This is a genomic window from Enterococcus sp. 9E7_DIV0242 (assembly GCF_002140975.2).
GTDB lineage: Bacteria > Bacillota > Bacilli > Lactobacillales > Enterococcaceae > Enterococcus_L > Enterococcus_L clewellii.
In genome coordinates this window covers 2928596-2946220 of the sequence record NZ_CP147247.1, presented here as the reverse complement: position 1 = coordinate 2946220, position 17625 = coordinate 2928596, and the positions used below count along the sequence as shown (strand labels likewise).

Sequence of the window (17625 nt, the reverse complement as noted above, 5' to 3'; positions counted from 1 at the left end):
GGTGTGCCCTTTTCAAAGGGTGCGGTCTTGTTACTTACTAAGGAGGAAATATATGTATACCTATGAAAATTATCAGTCAGAAATGGACGCGGCTTCTTTTGGGGCTGTTTTTTTTGATCATTTGTCACTTACCGTTATTATCCTTTTTGTTTGCTTGATTACTATGGCTATCTTTATGTATAGCAGTAAAAGAGAGTACAGTTTTAACTCTTTTTTTGAGAATGCTGTATCTTTGTTTTTTGTTTTTGCTATTGTTTTTACCATTTTTTCGTTCGTGTTAAGCAGAAGTGAAAAAGGGGTTATTTATAGGGACTATAAAGCAAATGTTCCACTTGTCTGGAAAGAGGAATCAAAGGAACAGCTAGTTTCTTTAGACACTGAGGGAAAACAGGATATTGAACATTCCGGCTCTTTCTTTCTGTATCAAGTTTCTTCTTCTAATTCTATTGATTATCAATATGTTGTTAAAACGGACTACGGTTATCAAATGCGTTCTTTATCTGACGAATGGAGTTTTTCCAAAGATGAAATATTTTTAAAGGAGAATGATGATTCGACTCCAAGTTTGATTCTTGAAGTCTATGGTTATGAGGACGAACGTTTTGAGTCTGTTTTTACCAGTTCTTCTTTTTTTGACCTTGTTCTGTCTACCAAAGAGCGACGTTGTACGTTTGTTGTGCCAACTGGAACAGTAAAGACGCATTTTAAATTTAATTAGATGGAGGAATAGAAAATGAGAGACTTTCTAATTGCTGTCGGTTTGATCGCGGTATGCTTCTTTGGTTACTTTTATTCTATGAGTGAGGACTTGTTATCAGGGGTTGTAGTTGATAAGAGCTATAAAGACGCATATTCGACGACGGATATAGTGATTATAGGCGATTTTATGTACCCTCAAACAAATCATCATCCAGAATCATATAAATTACAGATCGAGGGCGAACGGACAACAGGCGAACAAGGAACAAAATGGATTTCCGTTGATCGTCAAACATATGATAATACGTCAATTGGCGATGAATGGATCAATGATAAATATATCGAAAAGGAGTGAATAAAATGTTTATCACATTTGCTGATCGCATGAAGTCATTGGGCTTTGTTGTTATGTCCAATGGCAAATATCAATTGTTTGTCACTGATATTCCTCCCTAGAACCTCTTTAGTCATTGAGGGGGTCTACAACGAAAAATCTGGAGAATATCAGTATAGTTTTTACTCTATGAAATTTAACAAAGAAACGGGGGTGTCCTATGGTTATAAAGTGTATTGTGACAACGTACATGTGACAACGGCGTTCGGTAAAGCGTCCAGTCATATAGCTTTTTGGAAAAACTTACTTAAGGAGTGAAACGTATGAACTTGTTTCAAAATGTATTTAACGACTTTGTCGGCGATGCAAAATATCTTGTCATGCTTGCGATTTTAGTTGCTGCTGCTTATTTAGCATATGAGCGGAAAGTTAGTAAAGCCGTACCTATAGTGGGTGCGATCGCTTTGGCTGTTTGGTTCGTCGGCGATACTGCTGGCGTGTTCCAATGGCTTTTGGATCGTATGACCACATGGGGGCGTTAATATGCAAAATCAGGTTAAAAACTGGTCAAAAATTTGGAAAATTGAACGAGTATTCTATAAGATTACCGACGAAATATCTCTACCGCGTCCTATGTCCCAGACCTTTCTTATCTGGTTTGTCATAGGGCTTTTTCTTTCGTTCAAAATGAAAGGTATCTTCCCTTTTTCATTTTCTAGTGCGTCCCTTAATCACTTAGGCATTCCATTTCTGATTGCCTTTATCATGAATAAAAAAACGTTTCAAGGAAAGAAGCCTTACAATTATTTGCTCTCTGCCCTTCTCTATCTTTTTCGTTCTAAAGTTACACGTTTAGGACGGAAAAAAACGAGAAATGATTATCAGGCGTTTGAACATGAGGTACTGATTAGAGAAAGGAAGGTTATCGAATATGCTGAACATTGATACATTGCCTAAATTTCCACTTAAATATCTAGAAAGTAATCTAGTATTTAATCATGATGGCACTGTCTATGCTTATTATGAACTTTCTCCTTATAGCTATGGTTTTGTGGGTCAAGACAAAGCTTTTCAGATTAGAAATAACCTCTTACGGCTGTTTAGACAAGCGAAGAGTAAACATTTCCGCTTGTATATCTGTTCATCTGAGGATCGAATTGATAGCACGATAGAACGCTCGAAAAAGCTTGTAAAGAGTAAGGACGGACTGAAAGAACTAGCGTTTCAGCACCTCGACGGTGTAAAAGAAATTTTAGAAGAAATGAAAGGCGAGTATGAACTGTCTACTCGCTTTTTTCTTGGTTTCCAGTTGTCTCTTGATGATGAACAAAAGAAAGGTCGTTTCTTAGATGATATTGTAACGGGTGTTCAAAAATTTACGAGTCAATCCCGCGCGGTTTTGTTTGGAGATTATGAAAAAATTCCAAACAAAGAGATTGAACGATATCAACGATTAGAAAGCTTGCTGCACAATAGAATTGCTCGGCATTTTCGAATAAGGCAGACAGAACCAAGTGATATCGCGTATATCGTTGAACACTTAAATGGAAAAAAGAATCAATCTATACAAGAAACAGATTACTTTAATCAATCATTTAAAGATGAAAAAGACACCTATGTTCTTCGCTATGATACGTTGAAGCTTGCTTCTTCGTTGATTGAAGAATCTGGAAATCGACTTGAAATCCAACAGGATAACAAAAAGCAATATGTCTCCTATCTGGCTTTGTCTCATGTGACAGGCGATACGTATTTTCCGTTTGGTTCTGAATTTCTATACTATGGACAATCAACGTTTGACTTTCCTGTTGACACGTCGATAGATATTGAAGTTCTCGAAAATAAAGCTGCTCTTTCGAAAATCCGAGCAAAGAAAATGGATTTAAAAGATATTGATGAAAGTGGGCTTGAATCTGGACATGATGTAACGAGCAACATTTTTGAAGCTCGACAAATGGCAAGTGACCTAGAAGCTGAGCTAGAGGACACCAAAGACGACATTTATAAAATGTCTCTTGTGGTTCGCGTGTCGGCTGATAGCGAGGATGAACTTGAGAAGCGGGAAAGCGATGTGAAAAGCTTCTATGATGATTACAAGATGAAACTTGAGTCGTCCATGTTCGATCAATTGCTACTACATTACGAATGTTTCCCAAGTGGGAAACGTACAATAAATGACTATGTTCAATATGTAGAAGCTGATTTTCTCGCTTCGATTGGGTTTGGTGCTACTCAACAACTTGGAGAAACGGAAGGTATTCCGTTAGGCTTTAATGTTGATACAGGAAAAACGGTCTATATACAACCTTGGCTTGCAGCTCAAGGAGTAGACGGAAGTAATACGAACGCTCTTGCTAAAAGCTTACTGGGAAGCTTAGGTGGCGGAAAATCATTAACAGAAAATCTTATTGAGTTCTGGTCTGTTCTTTTTGGAGCTTTGGCCTTTATGATTGATCCTAAAGGCGAACGTACAAACTGGAAAGACAATCTCCCTTACTTCTCTAATTATTTAAAAGTGGTTAATATCACAAATGATTCCGAAAATATCGGTTTGCTTGATCCGTTCTTAATTATGGAAAGTGAAAAGGATCAAGAAGCCTTGGCTCTTGATGTACTCACATACATTACGGGTGTTAGCGTACGTGATGAAGAACGTTTCCCGTGTCTTCAACAAGCTGTTGAAAATGTAGCAGCACGAACAGAACATAAAGGCTTGCTTTTTGTTATTGATGAACTGAGAGAGCAAAAAAATAGTGTTGCGGATAAGTTAGCGAATCATATAGAAAGTTTCAAAAAGCTGTCAGTTGCGGGTCTGTTGTTTGGAGACGGTCAAAGAGAAAAAGGGCTTGATATGTCAGCAGCATTAAATATTGCCTTAGTACAAGATTTAACGTTGCCTGATTCTGACACCGATCCCGATGATTACAACACAAGCGAAATTCTAAGCGTATCTATTATGATGATTCTTGCTACTTATTCACTTGATTTTATCAAGCTGAATCGTTCGGTGTTTAAATCCATCGGACTTGATGAAAGTTGGGCGTGGCTCAATGTAGCACAAGGTAAAATCCTTGGGAATAAGCTCGTACGTGCGGGTCGTTCCATGAATGCGGGTATCGACTTCTCAACTCAAAATACTGATGATTTGGGCGATGAAAAAATGAAAAATAATATTGGTATGAAATTCATTTTTCGCTCAAACGATCGCGATGAAATTGAAAAAGCTCTTGCATTCTGCAATCTCGAAGCAACTGAGGATAACGTTTCTCGTATCATGGGGCTTCAAAATGGAGAATGCCTTTTTGCCGACATTTATGGAAATGTTGGTGTAATCTACGTCTATTATTGGTTTGATGATTTATTCAATGCCTTTGATACACGACCTCCGATGGAAGAAATCGAGGTGTAAATATGAGAAGAAAATATTACCTAGGGGGGCTGTTGGTCTTCCTTTTTTTCTTGTTCTTCGCTGCTGCTCCTTCGATTGCTGAGGGTGCGGGGTGGGTTACTGAGGCTGTTGGTCAAGATGGGGCGGTATTCAATTTCGAGAAGTACCCGCTTGATAATTATTCCTTGGATTTTTATGTTGATACGTCTTGGAATTGGCTACCTTGGAAATGGGGCGAAGGTATCGGCGACGCGGTTATTTATGGTCTTTATGCAATAACTAACGTCGTTTGGATTCTCAATGTCTATGTCTGTTATTTCTTAGGGTATTTGGTACAAGAAGCCTTTGACTTGGATTTTATCACTAGTCTAGTCTCTAGCCTTGCAACCAATATGCAAAAAATCGGTGGTATCGATGGAAATGGACTACGTGCAACGGGGCTGTTTCCTTCTTATGGGGTTCTGATTATCGTTGTTTTTGGCTGCTATATTGCATATGTCGGTGCAATCAAGCAACAAGCAACAAGGGCGATACAACATACTCTTGTTTTCGCTTTTACGTTTATTGCTTCTGGTGTGTTTCTAATGAATGCAAATAGCTATCTAACATCGATTAATAACGCTCAAAAAGAAATCAATACGGAAATGCTGACGATTGCGAAAGATATTATCCCGTCGGCTTCTACAACTACAATCGAAACAACGCCCACATCTGGAACAGAACAAGAGCAACGAACGAAAGCAGCAACAAATGCCATTCGTGAAAATCTCTTCGAGCTTCAAGTCTATACGCCTTATATGCTCTTGCAGTATGGCGAAAGCAGTGAAAAAGAAATTGGAAAGGATCGAATCGATAAATTATTGAATGAGTCTCAGTTTACTGAAAGCGAAAGAAATAAGAACGTTGAAAATGAAGTGAACAAATTGGACAACATGAACATGTCAGTCAAAGGTGCATTTCTTCGCTTCGGTATGACGATTTTAGTCATTGGAACCAATCTTGTTATTGGTATGAGCGTTCTTACATTAACGATAATAATGATCTTTTCTCAAGTCTTGTTCTTGCTTTTCTGTGCAATGCTTCCGGTCGCAATGGTCTTCTCTCTATTTCCTAATTCAAATAAGATTCTATTTTCTGCTATGCAAAAAATAGTTCAAAATCTACTAACGAAAATGGGAATCACATTGATTCTTGCAGTTACTTTTTCTCTTAGTCACTCGTTCTATTCTCTATCAAAAGATAAAGGGTATATATGGGTTGTCTTCTTACAAATTGCTGTATGGCTAACTGTAAAAAATAGAGTCAATGAGCTGTTGTCATTTATGAAACTAGGCAATGCTGAAACGAAACCCGCTGGACGTCTTGGACGTATGGCGAAAGGGCTTCTTATGGCTGGGACTGCTCGTGGCTTAATGAAACGTGCGACAAATCCACGCGCTAACCAACAGCAAAACAGACAAAGTGAAGAACGGAGACAACAGCAGAAGCAACAAAGGAAACAACAGTCCAAGCAGTCTTTCTCAAAATCTATCGGTCAAAAATTATCGAATATTCAAGATATGCCGAACAATGTTGTTGAGAAAGCAAACAATATTAAGGACAGCGTGAAGAACGCGCCTCAAAATGCGAAGCATAAGGCATTAGAAGCTCGTGATAACTACACTGATGGACGAATGAACCAAGAAATCAAGAATAATGAAAGTCGTTCAAATCGTCAAACAGCACGTAAGAACGCACAACAACAACGTAATAATGCGTTGCGTGCTTCGCAACAAAGGAAACAAAATCTTGCTAGAAATCAAATGTCTTCCGCTGCACTTCAATCAGTTGATGCTTCACGACTTAAAAAAGAGCAAAACGCATTAAGATCAACGAGAAGTCAATCTGACGGAAAACATCGCGTTTCTGTTCCTGTAGCAAAAGCTAGTTTTGATAAATCTGTTGCTAAAAAAGTGCCGTATACGAATGCAAAAGAGCAACGAGAGTATAAAGACACCGCGAAAGCTTCTTATAAAGTTTCTGGACATTCGGCAGTAAGTAATAGAAATCCTCGTGTTCCTGTGTACTTTGAAAATGATCCTGTAGGTAAAGAAAAGGCTGAGCGTTTTAATCAAAATCAACAAGAAAGACGATTAAAACGACAAGCGGGTAACTTGGGTATTAAAGAACGACCACGTGTCGAGCAATTCGTAAAACATCGACAAACGATGATGAAACGGGGCGGTAAACGATGATAAGAAAGTTCTCGTTGTTTGGCGCTGCTCTTGTTTTCCTTAGTATGTTTATGTTTATGACTGGTGGAGGCGGAAAGACTGAAACGAACGATAACACAACAGAAAACGTGGTAACAGTTGGTCTTCCTGAAGAGGTTCTTCAGTATGAAGAAATCGTTAAAAACGAAGCAAAGAAGCACAATATTTCTGATAAAGTCCCCGTTCTGCTAGCAATTATGGCAGTAGAAAGCGGTGGACGTGGTAATGACGTTATGCAATCGTCAGAAAGTCTAGGTTTACCTGTCAATTCTCTTCAACCAATAGCGAGTATTCAACAAGGAGTGAAGTATTACGCTTCGCTTCTTCGTTCTGCTCGTGCTGCTGATTGTGATGATGATGTAGCGATCGCCTGTTACAATTTCGGCGGTGGTTATCTGGATTTTGTTATAAAAAATGGCAAGAAACACACGATTGAAATTGCGGAGAAATTTTCTCGTGATGTTGTTGCGCCTTCGCTTGGTAATACAACAGGCGAAAAATATCATTATCCAAATCCTGTAGCTGATAATTACGGAAACTATCTTTACTGGAATGGTGGGAATTTTTTCTATGTAAACCTTGTAAAACAATTTTTGAGTTCTGGTTCTGATCCTAACGTCACGATTGCGATTCTTGATTCAGTGCTAGGTCAACGTGTGAATAACGGCGAATGTTATGGGCTGACCGCTTACTATGTTCAAAAGCTTGGCGGTCCAACCATGATGGGGTCTGGTTTCATGAGCGCTTCTGCCATAGGAACTGATTATGATTGGGCGTCTTATGGGTGGACAGTGATTTTGCGACCTAAAATCGATCAAATAAATGCGGGCGATGTGATTAATTGGAGTCAAGACCCGATTTATGCGCCAACGATTTATGGTCATACAGGGGTGGTAAAATCGGTAAATAAAGAAACTGGAAAAATAACCACCTATGAGCAAAATGCGGAAAAAGGCCGAATTGCGGCAATCTATGAGCGTCCTTGGGTTCCTTCGTTTTCAAGTGTTGTGCGTAAGAAATAGTTCGGGTTTGGATCTAAAATAGCAGCTGCTGGTCTTTACTAATGTTCGGAAATAGCAGTTTTAAAAGAAGTGAGGTTGAATGATGCAAATAAGAAAATACCGTAAAGGAGAGAAAGAAAGTTATGGGAAAAAGGAAGAAACAGCGTGCAAAGCATACTAAAGAACTCAAACAGAAAAGTAAAAAACAATACAGCGGACGTGTTCCACGCTTTATTGTGGGTCTAGGGTGGTCGCTAGTCATTGGTGGTATCTGTTTTGGTGTCTATAATAATGTCACTGCTACATCGACACATACGGTTCATGAAGTCGAAACGATCAAAGAGAAATTGACCGATACGACTGGAATAGAAAGTTTTACGACTGATTTTGTCAAAACTTTCTTTACTATCTCGCCTAACAGTAAAGATCAAGGAGACAGACAGGAAAAGCTAGTAAATTATCTGGCGGATGATTTAAATGCGTCCTCGCTTCTCTATAAAGAATTGAAAGAAGAAACAGCAGTTCAAAATATAGATATTTGGAAAATCGATAAGGTTCGGGACAATATCTATAGTGTGTCGTTTAAATTATCGATTGAATCTTCGAGTGAATTATATGATCGTGCATATGCTGTAGAAGTGTATGCTAAAGATCAACAATTCGCAATTGTAAAATTGCCTGTCCTTTCGTCTCTTCCTGAAAAAGCTGTTGTCATAAGTTCTAAAGAGCTGCCAACGTCAGCAATTGAAACAACGACACGCGAGAATGTCGAAGGCTTCCTTGAAACGTTTTTCGCTGTCTATCCTAAAGCGGATAAAAAGGAATTGCTGTATTATGGCAATGACTTACAACCGATTCAAGAAAATCTTTCATTCTTGGAAATCAATAATCCTCAAATGTACGAAAATAGTGATAGCGTTGAGGCGACTTGTACAGTTACGTACAAGGATAACGACACACAAATGATACATGAAATGTTTTACGAGCTAACACTTAAAAAACTTGAGGGCGACAAATTTTCTATCAAGGAGTTAAGATGATGAAAAAAAGATTTATTTTCTTGTCTGCTGCTGCGCTTCTTCTTTTGTCTGCTTGTGCTTCTGAATCTAACGATCAACAAAAAACAATTGAAGAGCAGCAACAACAAATAGAAACATTAACTTATGAAAAGAATCAGCTTGAATCAGTGTTGCAAGCTAGAAAAGAAACGTCTTCCGCTCAAACCTCTACTTCTTCTGATCCTGAAATGGAATCAGAAGACCTAGAAGGTCTGTTCCAAGATTTTATTCATGCTGAGTTTGAACAGGACAATGAGGCTCTGTCAGAACTCACGACAGCGCCTTTGTATACAATTTTAACAGACAAGGCTGGAGAAGCGGAGACGGATGTCTCGTTTCAAAGTAAAGTCAAATCCATTGAGATATACAAGGCTGAACAAACGGACGATACGGCTATCTTGATTGGAAAGATTGAGATAGAAACGCGCGTCGGAGAGTTTGCGCCAAATAGTTACGAACAACTAATAGAGTGTACAGCAGAAAGGAATACAAGTGGAGTGTTTCAAATTGATACACAAGTATTAACGAACTTAGCACAATGAGCCTGAGCGGTTCGCCGCTCTAGCGTTACATACTCTTTTTGTATTTCTTACTTTGTGATAAAATACTAATTAAGAAACAAACAAGGAGAGAATGAATAATGAAAAAAATGTTTGCTGTTGTTGTCCTGTTGCTGCTATTGGTTTTCACTGGTTGCTCTAGCTCTGAGGCTAAAGATTATTCAAAAGTGATTGACATAGCTCTTAAAGGTAATTCTGAAATGGTCAAAGAATACGATTGGGATAGCGAGGCTCTTTTTGAAAAAGAAAAAAGTAATATCATGGTATGGGAAGACAAAAATAATTATTATGTCTATTTCAGAAAAAATGAGTCTGATTCGGTATATGGCGATTTAGTACGTGGCGATGGGTATAAAATCAGTAAATCCAATGATAAATGGAGTTCTTCGCCTGCTGATAGATCACAAATCATGAGCTATTTAGATGACAATGAACAAACGGTTTATGAGGAAAATAACATTGAACTTATAGACAAAGATGACTATAACATGAGATAAAATATCAAGAAACTTCTTCGGAAGTTTCTTTTTTTGTGGAGGTAAAAAAAATGAATGAAACTGATAATATGCCGCTGCTTCTTAATAGGGAACAGGCTTCAAAGTTTCTAGGTGTTGATCCAGCTACTTTTGATAAATATATTCGAAACAACGACGATTTAAAAAGGTTTATGGTTGGAAAACGAGAACGCTATTTAAAATCAGAATTAATAAAATTCATCGAAACACATTTAGTAAGTTGATAATTGGAATAAAATGAATTATCGTTAGATAGTATTCATTTGCCAGTTATCAATTTTTTTGAAAGGAAAATCGATATGGCAAGTATAGAAAAAAGAGGAAAATCGTACAGGGCTACTGTCTCCTTGTATAAAAATGGAAAATATACACGAATCACTAAGACAGATGAAGACAAGAGTATTGTGGAGCAGTGGGCGCTTGAAAAGGAGTTGGAAAAGGGAAAAGGTCATGATTTAGCAAAACGTTCTACTCCTTTCGCTGTCTTCTTTAAAAATTGGGTTTATCTCGTGAAAAAGAACGATGTGAGAGAAGCAACTTTTCAGAACTATACAAGAACAATCACGATTGTTGAAAGGCTCTTTAAAGACATTCCGTTAAAAAATCTTGATGATATCGTTGTTCAATCAAAAATTGATGAATACGGAAAAACTCATTCAAGAAAGACAACGACTGAGGTTTTGTTAAAAATTAGAACGTCTTTGAGATACGCTTATGGGCGGGGGCTACTCTCTACAGATTTTGCAAATCTAGTTAAAACGAGAGGTAAGGAAGCAGATAAAAGAAATTGCGCTCTTTCAATAACTGAACTAAAAAAGCTGAGAAAATACTTACTCAATAACTACACTGAGTTTAATGTACTGGCTCTTCTTGCTCTTGAAACAGGTTGCCGACGTGGCGAACTGCTAGGGTTGCGTCCAGTGGATTTATATGAGTACGGTGTTAAAATATGTCGTTCTATCAGTCCAACAACTGACGATACTTCTCTTAAAACAAAGCATTCTAAACGAGATATCTCGATTAATAAAGAAGTGTATGATTTGCTTGTTGCTATTCCTGTTAAGTCTAATGGATATATTTTTGATAATGATAACTTTCGTCAATCGGCAAAGCTAAAGAGGGTCTTAAAAAAAGCGGGTGTTTCAACTACCACATTTCATGGCTTACGCGATACTCATGCTTCTTTCTTGTTTTCTCAAGATATCAGTCTTGATTATGTTTCGAGGCGTTTAGGACACAACAGCGTGCTGACGACACAAAACTATTACCTTGAATTAATGCCAGAAAAAAAGCATCAGCAAGATGCCGATGCTTTAAATCTATTGAGTTCGTTGTCAGATTGATAGTTGACACCAACTGACACCAAGAAACGTATATAAACGTTGATATAGCAACGTTCTTTCTAACGTTTTGAAAACTGTGAAGCTTTACGGGCTTTCTTAAGACCTGGTTTCTTACGTTCAACCATACGTGCGTCACGAGTAAGTAACCCAGCGCGTTTTAGTGCTGAACGGAAATCTGGATCTACTTGTAACAATGCACGAGCGATTCCGTGACGGATAGCTCCTGATTGTCCTGCGTAGCCACCACCATTAACGTTTACTAAAACATCGTAAGCGCCTTTTGTTTCAGTCACGCCGAAAGGCTGATTGATTACTTCACGCAAGTCAGCGTGAGGGATATATTCTTCAACATCTTTTTTGTTTACAGTAATTTTACCAGTTCCTGGTACTAAACGTACGCGGGCAACTGCATTTTTACGACGGCCAGTGCCGATATATTGTACTTGAGCCAATGAATTTTCCTCCTTAAATTAGGTTTGTGATATCTAGAACTTCTGGTTGTTGTGCAGTATGTGGATGCTCAGCTTCACCATATACGTTCAATTTAGTAAGTTGTTTACGGCCTAAAGTGTTCTTAGGAAGCATACCCTTTACAGAATTTTCGATTAGACGACGAGAGTTTTTCTCACGTAGTTCACCAGCAGTAACAGATTTCAAACCACCTGGGTATTGGCTGTGACGGTAGTAAATCTTGTCAGTCGCTTTTTTACCAGTTAATTTCACTTTGTCAGCATTGATTACAATTACAAAATCTCCAGTATCCACATGAGGTGTGAATGTTGGTTTATTTTTTCCACGTAGTACAGATGCTACAACTGTTGAAAGGCGTCCCAAAGGAACATCAGTTGCATCTACTACGTACCATTTACGTTCTACTTCGCCAGCTTTGGCCATATATGTTGTACGCACGTTTTTTTCCTCCAATTTTCGATTCGATGTTTGACTTACACTTGAGTTTCCGGGGCTCTTGTGGGGCAAACAATACCATTTAACATAATACCTTCTATCTCGCATAAAGTCAATGATTTTCAAGCCTTTTTCTTTACTTTTCATGAAATTATTTTCAGTTCATTTATTGCAAGTGCCTAATTTTTCTATCGATCCTTCATGATATAATAAATTCAAAAGGGGGTTCTGCGGTATGACGGACAAAACGCTTAAAGAATATCTGATCCATTATGGCATACTGACTTGCAACTCCACACCCACGATACCCAACATTACAGACTTGGGTTTTCACTGGTCGGATGTTACCCGTTTGATCGACAATCATGAACTATTCTACTGCAAAACTTATAAAAATCGCACGACCTATTTGTCCCCAGAGGTCTATTATCTTTTGAAGCAATGCAAAAAACAAAAGCCGATGAGTGCAGAAAGCCAAGAGATTCATCAGCTTCTGAAAAATAATACGATGGAAACAAGTGAGTTAAAAGCTTTTTCTTTTATGCAACAGAGTGAGTATAAGAAAGCTTTTGATTTTCTATTGAAGGAGCGATACATCACTGCTATTCAGAATGGCCGGTTCATTAATCCAAATTGGTCGACCTTTGTTTATACTGTTGCTGAGAATTGGGAAGCTTATACACCAGAAACTGTTTGCACTACCGACCCAGTTGAGCAGCTTACTACTATCCTTCAGTCATTTATGACAGAGAAGGAAGTCCGCAATTTTTTAAAGTAGCAATCAATTGGAAAAGTCACGAAAAAAAATCAATGAACCGCCAGACGACGTCTCATTGATTCTTTTGGATTTCACTTTTATCTAAACGATTCGATCGTATTTTTGAATCCTTGTATCTCATCTTTAATCGTGTATTTCAGTTCCTGTCCTTCTTCATGTATCTCTTCAACTGTTGTGACGATCTCGCTCTTCACTTCACATAGGGTGCTCCTAATTTCCAGTAGTCCAACGCCCGCCATGCCCAAGATACAAATGATTCCTGCACTCCACAACAGAACTGTAGCTGCTTTCGATAACCGTTTCATTTGTCATCCCTCCAACTCACCTTTTATACTCCTTATTCTATAGGAAAATGGTGAACACTGCATCGTGCCAGAGGCTGACAATAGGCGACAACTTTCTCCATCCAAGGTCCCGTTCTTCTCTCTGCAGAACGGAATAACTACCCTAAAACTAGTGCATACAAAAAAGCTTGAAAACAACGCCGAAAAATGCCGGTTTGTTTCCAAGTTCCTTCTTATAGTAATCGAAATTGGATCAGCTTCAAGGCATCTGCCAATATCTCTTCATCGTTGATATCAAAAATCAACCACTTTCCGCCATTGAAAAAATCATATTTTTCATATGCTTTCTGAATACGCTCATCAGAGGTCGCAATCACCGCTTCGATTTCTGTTTGATACTGTTGGTTCGCAATGATCAATACCTGAACCTGCCCCGCCTGCGGGTAAGCCGTACATAAATTCTTTCCCTTTTTCTTAAATTTCATGTTCCACCCGGGAATTGAACAGCGACTGTGCTCCAGCTTAGGCTTCGCACCAATCACTTCTGTTAGCTCATGATAAAGTTTGTCCCATTCTTTGGTACCGATATACTCGGTGACATCTGCGATTTCCGGTTGATTCTCTCTGGAAAATTTGTCATTCCATTCCATTTCTTCCACCTCCTAGCGTCCGTTCAGCTCTTCCCAATCTCTGATTGTCAGTCCTTTGATTACGTCCGTTACGATTTTCCCTTTATTGATACGGGCATTTGGCAGAACGCCTTCTTCTTTCATCCCTAGCTTATCCATTACTTTTCCTGAATTCGGGTTATCACTATCGTATTTCGCAAATATTCGCACAAGATTCAGCTTTTCAAAGCCTAACTGGAGCAACGCCTGACCGGCTTCGGCAACAATTCCTTGACCCCAGTATGCTTTATTCAATGTATAACCGATTTCAGCACTTCGATTGACTTCATCCACACGTAAATCGATCGAGCCGATCATCTTCCCATTTTCTTTTAGTTCGATTCCGTATTTACCCAGCGGGTCCTTGACAAAGTATGATGCAATCGCTGCTTCTGTGTCCTCGATTCTATAGTGAACAGGAAATACATAGGTTGCTGTTTCCTCATCGGATGCGTAATCAAACATATCCTCAGCATCGGCCAATGTTATCGGCCGAAGGCGCAAACGCTCGGTGGTTAAGTATTGATTTTTTGCCAATATTAAGCTGTAATTGATCATCATTTCCATCCACTTCACCTGCTTTTTATTTTACTTTAACGAACCACCACTCAAACTTCAACCCAAAATCCAAGATTTATTTTTTATTTAAGTCGTTTTTAAGCTTATCTATGTATCTTTAGAGCATCATAACGAATGACGGGGAGAAAAAAGTATGAGGAGTAGAAAACGAAATAGACAGCGATTACTGTTCTTTTTCATATTATTTTTAGGTATAGGGACGAGCTTCTATTATTTTGAATTGCGCCTACCAGTCTCTGGCAGCAATAGAACAGACCAGACTGATGCATCTGAGGCAACTCAGACAACACTAGCTGTTGCCAAAGCAAATACCAGGTCTGAAAAGGAGACCATGTCAACAACAGTCGTTCAGATTGGCGAGGAAGATATTCCTTTGTATAGCCAACCCGATGCTGACAGCTCGGAAATAACAACGATCACTCGTGGAGAGTATGTGGAATATATTGATGAAAGCTACGATTGGTACCATGTGGTTGTCAACGGAGAATATGAGGGCTACATTTCCAGTTTATATAGTGAACTTTTAGACGTAGATGAGCCTGTTACCCCCGTTTCCTTAGAGGAGACAGTTGTCATGTTGAATCCCGGACATGGCGGAGAAGACACTGGTGCGCTCAGTAATGACTATTATTACTATGAAAAAGATATCACGCTGGCAACGGCTCAAGTGATTCAAGACACACTCGAAGCGGCTGGCTGTACCGTCATTCTTACCAGAGATACCGACACAACAGAAACGCTAGATGATATTTGTGAGGACAGCATGAGCAATCAAGCGGATTTTTTCTTTAGTCTGCATTATGATTCGACAGAGTACATGAATGATGCTTCCGGAACAACGACCTACTATTATTATGAAAAATATGCAGCATTAGCAGAAACAATCAATCAATCGTTAGCTGATTCATTGCCTTTAGAAAATCGTGGCGTTGAAGTCGGAAACTTTCAAGTGCTGCGTCAGAATACTCGACCAGCTCTGCTCTTAGAGCTGGGCTACATGAACAATGATTATGATTTAGCTACCTTCGTGACGAACTATTATCAACAACAAGTCGCTGACGCGTTATTGGAAGGGATTAAAGAGTATATTGCTTCTTGATTTCAATAGAAAAAGTTCCGTTCTGACATTTCAATAGAACGGAACTTTTTTACTTATTGCTTTATTCCTTCTCCCCGTTCTCCACGTAAGTCATGTCGTTCACAGCGTCTACGCTGTATTTGCCATCCTTATAGACAACGGTTGAGATGCTGGCATTTTTCAGACCTGTTGGCGGTAGTTCTGCTTCACTGTCCAGCTCGCCTAATAGCGTGATGATGCTCATGCCATGAGAGACGACTAAGACATTTTTATGTCCTTCTTTTTCGGCATCTGCGACAATATCATCTAATGCTGCTGTCAAACGGTCAACGATTGTCTGACTGTCTTCCGCTGCCCAGTTAACACCTTCTTCAACATTCTCTTTATCCAATTCTGCTAAGACATCGGCGAAATGTAAAATCGATTTGTAAAAACCGTCTTTTTGCATGTTTTCCATGTATTCTTCGTAAGTTTTTCCATCCGCTTCGGCAACGGCCGCTTGCATGTCTTCATTCATCATTCCTTCGTACGTACCAAAATTGTACTCACGCAAACGTTTATCTTTTGTATAATCCATCTCTTTTTGTCCATTATTTTCTAAAATCAGCTCAGCTGTCTCTTGTGTCCGACCACTGCTGCTCGTATAGACCTTATCAAAAGTGATATCTGCTTTCTTCAATCCTTTTCCTAGAAACTCTGCTACCTCGATACCAGCTGGCGTTAATGGCGCATCGATCCAGCCCTGTGAACGATCCACAGTATTCAGCATCGTTTTCCCATGACGAGCAAAATAGATCGTTACCTCACTATTTTCCTGAGTTTTACTCTCCGCAGTATTTTCTGTCTTGCTTGCGCCCCTCGCACAACCAGTCAATAACAATGCTGCTGCCATCCCTAACACTAATTTCTTCATGTTCATTTTCAAGCTCCTCTACATATTATTTGTTGACTGCCGATAGTGATTCGAATGGTCGTCCCCTCCATAAAAAAAGAAAAAACCCAACTATGCCGATTCTCAAAACGAATCCGCATAATTCGGTTTAGCTTGCCTGAAGCAATCACTATCCACTATTCAACTAGCTATAGTATACAAGCAAAAAGAACAATTGAAAACCCTTTCCTATAATATTTATTACTTTTGTATTATAAAAAAGAACAATTGATTCTTGAGCAAAACAGAAATACCTTTGCTATTCCTGTCCGCCATTTTCTACATAGCTGACATCATTTGCGGAAGTCACTCGATAGTCACCCGCTTTGTATGTGATAGTAGAAATACTGGCATTTTTCATACTGGTCAGTTCATACTCTTCTTCGGTGTCAAGCTCCCCCAAAATCGTGATGATGCTCATCCCATGAGAAACGACGAGAACGTTCTCCTGACCTTCTTTCTCTGCCTCTGCAACGATAGCATCTAGTGCTGCAAACAATCGATCCAAAATCGTCTGACTATCTTCTGCTGCCCAGTTCGTTCCTTCTTCGACCTTCTCTTTGTCCAGCTCTGAGAGGACATCTGCCAAATGCAGTACTTTAGGGTAATAGCCATTTTTTCGCAAGTCACCTACAAATGTTTCATAGCTCTCGCCATCAACTTCAGCCACCGCTGTCAACATCTCCTTGTTCAACATGCCCTCATATGTTCCAAAGTTGTATTCCCGCAGGCGTTTATCCTTCGTATAATTCATGCCTTTTTGCCCATTATTCTTCAAAATTAGCTCGGCTGTCTCTTGTGTCCGACCACTCGTGCTGGTATAGACTTTATCAAACGTGATATCCGCGGCTTTCAAGCCTTTCCCCAGCGCTTCCGCACCTTTGATGCCCTCCGGTGTCAGAGGGGCATCCGTCCAGCCTTGCGCACGTTCGACTGCGTTCATCATCGTCTCTCCATGTCTGGCAAAATAAATCGTTACCTCATTGTTCTCCGTTTTCGTACGTTCTGCTGCAGTTTTTGCTTTGTCTGCTCCCCCAGTACACCCTGCTAAAAGCAATACTGTCACCAATCCCATCACTAATTTCTTTCTGTTCATTTTTAGTCCCCTGTTCATAAAATTTGTCAAAATACTGGATAATGAATGCAGATGTCTAACAGCTTTTCACAAAAAAAGAAAAACCAAGGATGTTGATTTCCAAAAGAAACCTCCATCATTCGGTTTAACTTGTTTCATATAACCATTATCCAGTT

Annotated in this window: 21 protein-coding genes; 14 read left to right on the top strand and 7 right to left on the bottom strand. The window is 39.2% G+C overall.

The window, feature by feature from the left end; translation table 11 throughout:
• The first annotated feature begins 52 nt into the window (after nucleotides 1-52).
• The 12 genes from A5888_RS14020 to A5888_RS13965 all read left to right on the top strand — a co-directional run bounded on the left by A5888_RS14020 (nucleotide 53) and on the right by A5888_RS13965 (nucleotide 11150).
• Nucleotides 53-718, top strand: coding sequence for a hypothetical protein (locus A5888_RS14020; RefSeq protein WP_086348650.1), 666 nt, complete (start codon nucleotides 53-55; stop codon nucleotides 716-718).
• Nucleotides 719-733: 15 nt separating this feature from the next.
• Nucleotides 734-1054 carry a hypothetical protein gene (locus tag A5888_RS14015; protein ID WP_086348649.1) on the top strand — a complete coding sequence of 107 codons (321 nt, stop codon included), beginning with the start codon at nucleotides 734-736 and terminating at the stop codon, nucleotides 1052-1054.
• A gap of 302 nt (nucleotides 1055-1356) precedes the next feature.
• Nucleotides 1357-1575, top strand: a complete 219-nt coding sequence (locus tag A5888_RS14010) for a hypothetical protein (protein ID WP_086348648.1) — start codon at nucleotides 1357-1359, stop codon at nucleotides 1573-1575.
• Between the two features lies 1 nt (nucleotide 1576).
• Complete coding sequence (locus tag A5888_RS14005; RefSeq protein ID WP_086348647.1) at nucleotides 1577-1978, top strand: conjugal transfer protein; 402 nt, start codon at nucleotides 1577-1579, stop codon at nucleotides 1976-1978.
• Entirely contained in the window at nucleotides 1965-4442 is a 2478-nt protein-coding gene (locus tag A5888_RS14000) for an ATP-binding protein (RefSeq protein WP_249274451.1), read from the top strand. Before A5888_RS14005 ends, A5888_RS14000 begins: the two co-directional genes overlap by 14 nt.
• Before the next feature lie 2 nt (nucleotides 4443-4444).
• Nucleotides 4445-6655, top strand: coding sequence for a CD3337/EF1877 family mobilome membrane protein (locus tag A5888_RS13995; RefSeq protein ID WP_086348646.1), 2211 nt, complete (start codon nucleotides 4445-4447; stop codon nucleotides 6653-6655).
• The gene (locus A5888_RS13990; RefSeq protein WP_086348645.1) at nucleotides 6652-7695 is read left to right on the top strand and encodes a lysozyme family protein; all 1044 of its coding nucleotides are present in this window, start codon (nucleotides 6652-6654) and stop codon (nucleotides 7693-7695) included. The genes A5888_RS13995 and A5888_RS13990 overlap by 4 nt, the downstream gene beginning before the upstream one ends.
• A 122-nt stretch (nucleotides 7696-7817) precedes the next feature.
• Nucleotides 7818-8714 carry a conjugal transfer protein gene (locus tag A5888_RS13985; protein ID WP_086348644.1) on the top strand — a complete coding sequence of 299 codons (897 nt, stop codon included), beginning with the start codon at nucleotides 7818-7820 and terminating at the stop codon, nucleotides 8712-8714.
• A complete protein-coding gene (locus A5888_RS13980; RefSeq protein WP_086348643.1) occupies nucleotides 8714-9274 on the top strand; it encodes a hypothetical protein in 561 nt (186 codons plus the stop codon). Before A5888_RS13985 ends, A5888_RS13980 begins: the two co-directional genes overlap by 1 nt.
• A gap of 98 nt (nucleotides 9275-9372) precedes the next feature.
• Nucleotides 9373-9789: a hypothetical protein gene (locus A5888_RS13975; RefSeq protein WP_086348642.1), complete on the top strand. Its 417-nt coding sequence runs from the start codon at nucleotides 9373-9375 to the stop codon at nucleotides 9787-9789.
• Nucleotides 9790-9839: 50 nt separating this feature from the next.
• Entirely contained in the window at nucleotides 9840-10031 is a 192-nt protein-coding gene (locus A5888_RS13970) for a helix-turn-helix domain-containing protein (RefSeq protein WP_086348641.1), read from the top strand.
• Nucleotides 10032-10106: 75 nt separating this feature from the next.
• Nucleotides 10107-11150, top strand: coding sequence for a site-specific integrase (locus A5888_RS13965; RefSeq protein WP_086348640.1), 1044 nt, complete (start codon nucleotides 10107-10109; stop codon nucleotides 11148-11150).
• 59 nt (nucleotides 11151-11209) lie between these two features.
• Here A5888_RS13965 and rpsI read toward each other — a convergent pair whose 3' ends face one another.
• Together rpsI and rplM are read right to left on the bottom strand one after the other, a co-directional pair.
• A complete protein-coding gene (gene rpsI, locus A5888_RS13960) occupies nucleotides 11210-11602 on the bottom strand; it encodes a 30S ribosomal protein S9 (RefSeq protein WP_086348639.1) in 393 nt (130 codons plus the stop codon).
• 13 nt (nucleotides 11603-11615) lie between these two features.
• Nucleotides 11616-12044 (bottom strand): 50S ribosomal protein L13, encoded by a 429-nt coding sequence (gene rplM, locus A5888_RS13955; protein WP_339102082.1) that lies wholly within the window; start codon nucleotides 12042-12044, stop codon nucleotides 11616-11618.
• Nucleotides 12045-12291: 247 nt separating this feature from the next.
• Between rplM and A5888_RS13950 the strand changes: the two genes are divergently transcribed.
• Nucleotides 12292-12834 carry an AlkZ-related protein gene (locus A5888_RS13950; RefSeq protein WP_086348637.1) on the top strand — a complete coding sequence of 181 codons (543 nt, stop codon included), beginning with the start codon at nucleotides 12292-12294 and terminating at the stop codon, nucleotides 12832-12834.
• A gap of 77 nt (nucleotides 12835-12911) precedes the next feature.
• On the opposite strand, the gene A5888_RS13945 is transcribed toward A5888_RS13950, so the two are convergent.
• The 3 genes from A5888_RS13945 to A5888_RS13935 form a co-directional block, all read right to left on the bottom strand.
• Entirely contained in the window at nucleotides 12912-13139 is a 228-nt protein-coding gene (locus A5888_RS13945; protein WP_086348636.1) for a hypothetical protein, read from the bottom strand.
• A gap of 212 nt (nucleotides 13140-13351) precedes the next feature.
• A complete protein-coding gene (locus A5888_RS13940) occupies nucleotides 13352-13768 on the bottom strand; it encodes a DUF3788 domain-containing protein (RefSeq protein WP_086348635.1) in 417 nt (138 codons plus the stop codon).
• Nucleotides 13769-13780: 12 nt separating this feature from the next.
• The gene (locus tag A5888_RS13935) at nucleotides 13781-14353 is read right to left on the bottom strand and encodes a GNAT family N-acetyltransferase (RefSeq protein WP_086348634.1); all 573 of its coding nucleotides are present in this window, start codon (nucleotides 14351-14353) and stop codon (nucleotides 13781-13783) included.
• A gap of 145 nt (nucleotides 14354-14498) precedes the next feature.
• Here A5888_RS13935 and A5888_RS13930 point away from each other — a divergent pair, with 145 nt between their 5' ends.
• The gene (locus tag A5888_RS13930; RefSeq protein WP_086348633.1) at nucleotides 14499-15464 is read left to right on the top strand and encodes an N-acetylmuramoyl-L-alanine amidase; all 966 of its coding nucleotides are present in this window, start codon (nucleotides 14499-14501) and stop codon (nucleotides 15462-15464) included.
• Between the two features lie 61 nt (nucleotides 15465-15525).
• On the opposite strand, the gene A5888_RS13925 is transcribed toward A5888_RS13930, so the two are convergent.
• Entirely contained in the window at nucleotides 15526-16362 is an 837-nt protein-coding gene (locus A5888_RS13925; RefSeq protein ID WP_086348632.1) for a histidine phosphatase family protein, read from the bottom strand.
• Between the two features lie 271 nt (nucleotides 16363-16633).
• The gene (locus A5888_RS13920; RefSeq protein WP_086348631.1) at nucleotides 16634-17470 is read right to left on the bottom strand and encodes a histidine phosphatase family protein; all 837 of its coding nucleotides are present in this window, start codon (nucleotides 17468-17470) and stop codon (nucleotides 16634-16636) included.
• Nucleotides 17471-17625: the final 155 nt, after the last annotated feature.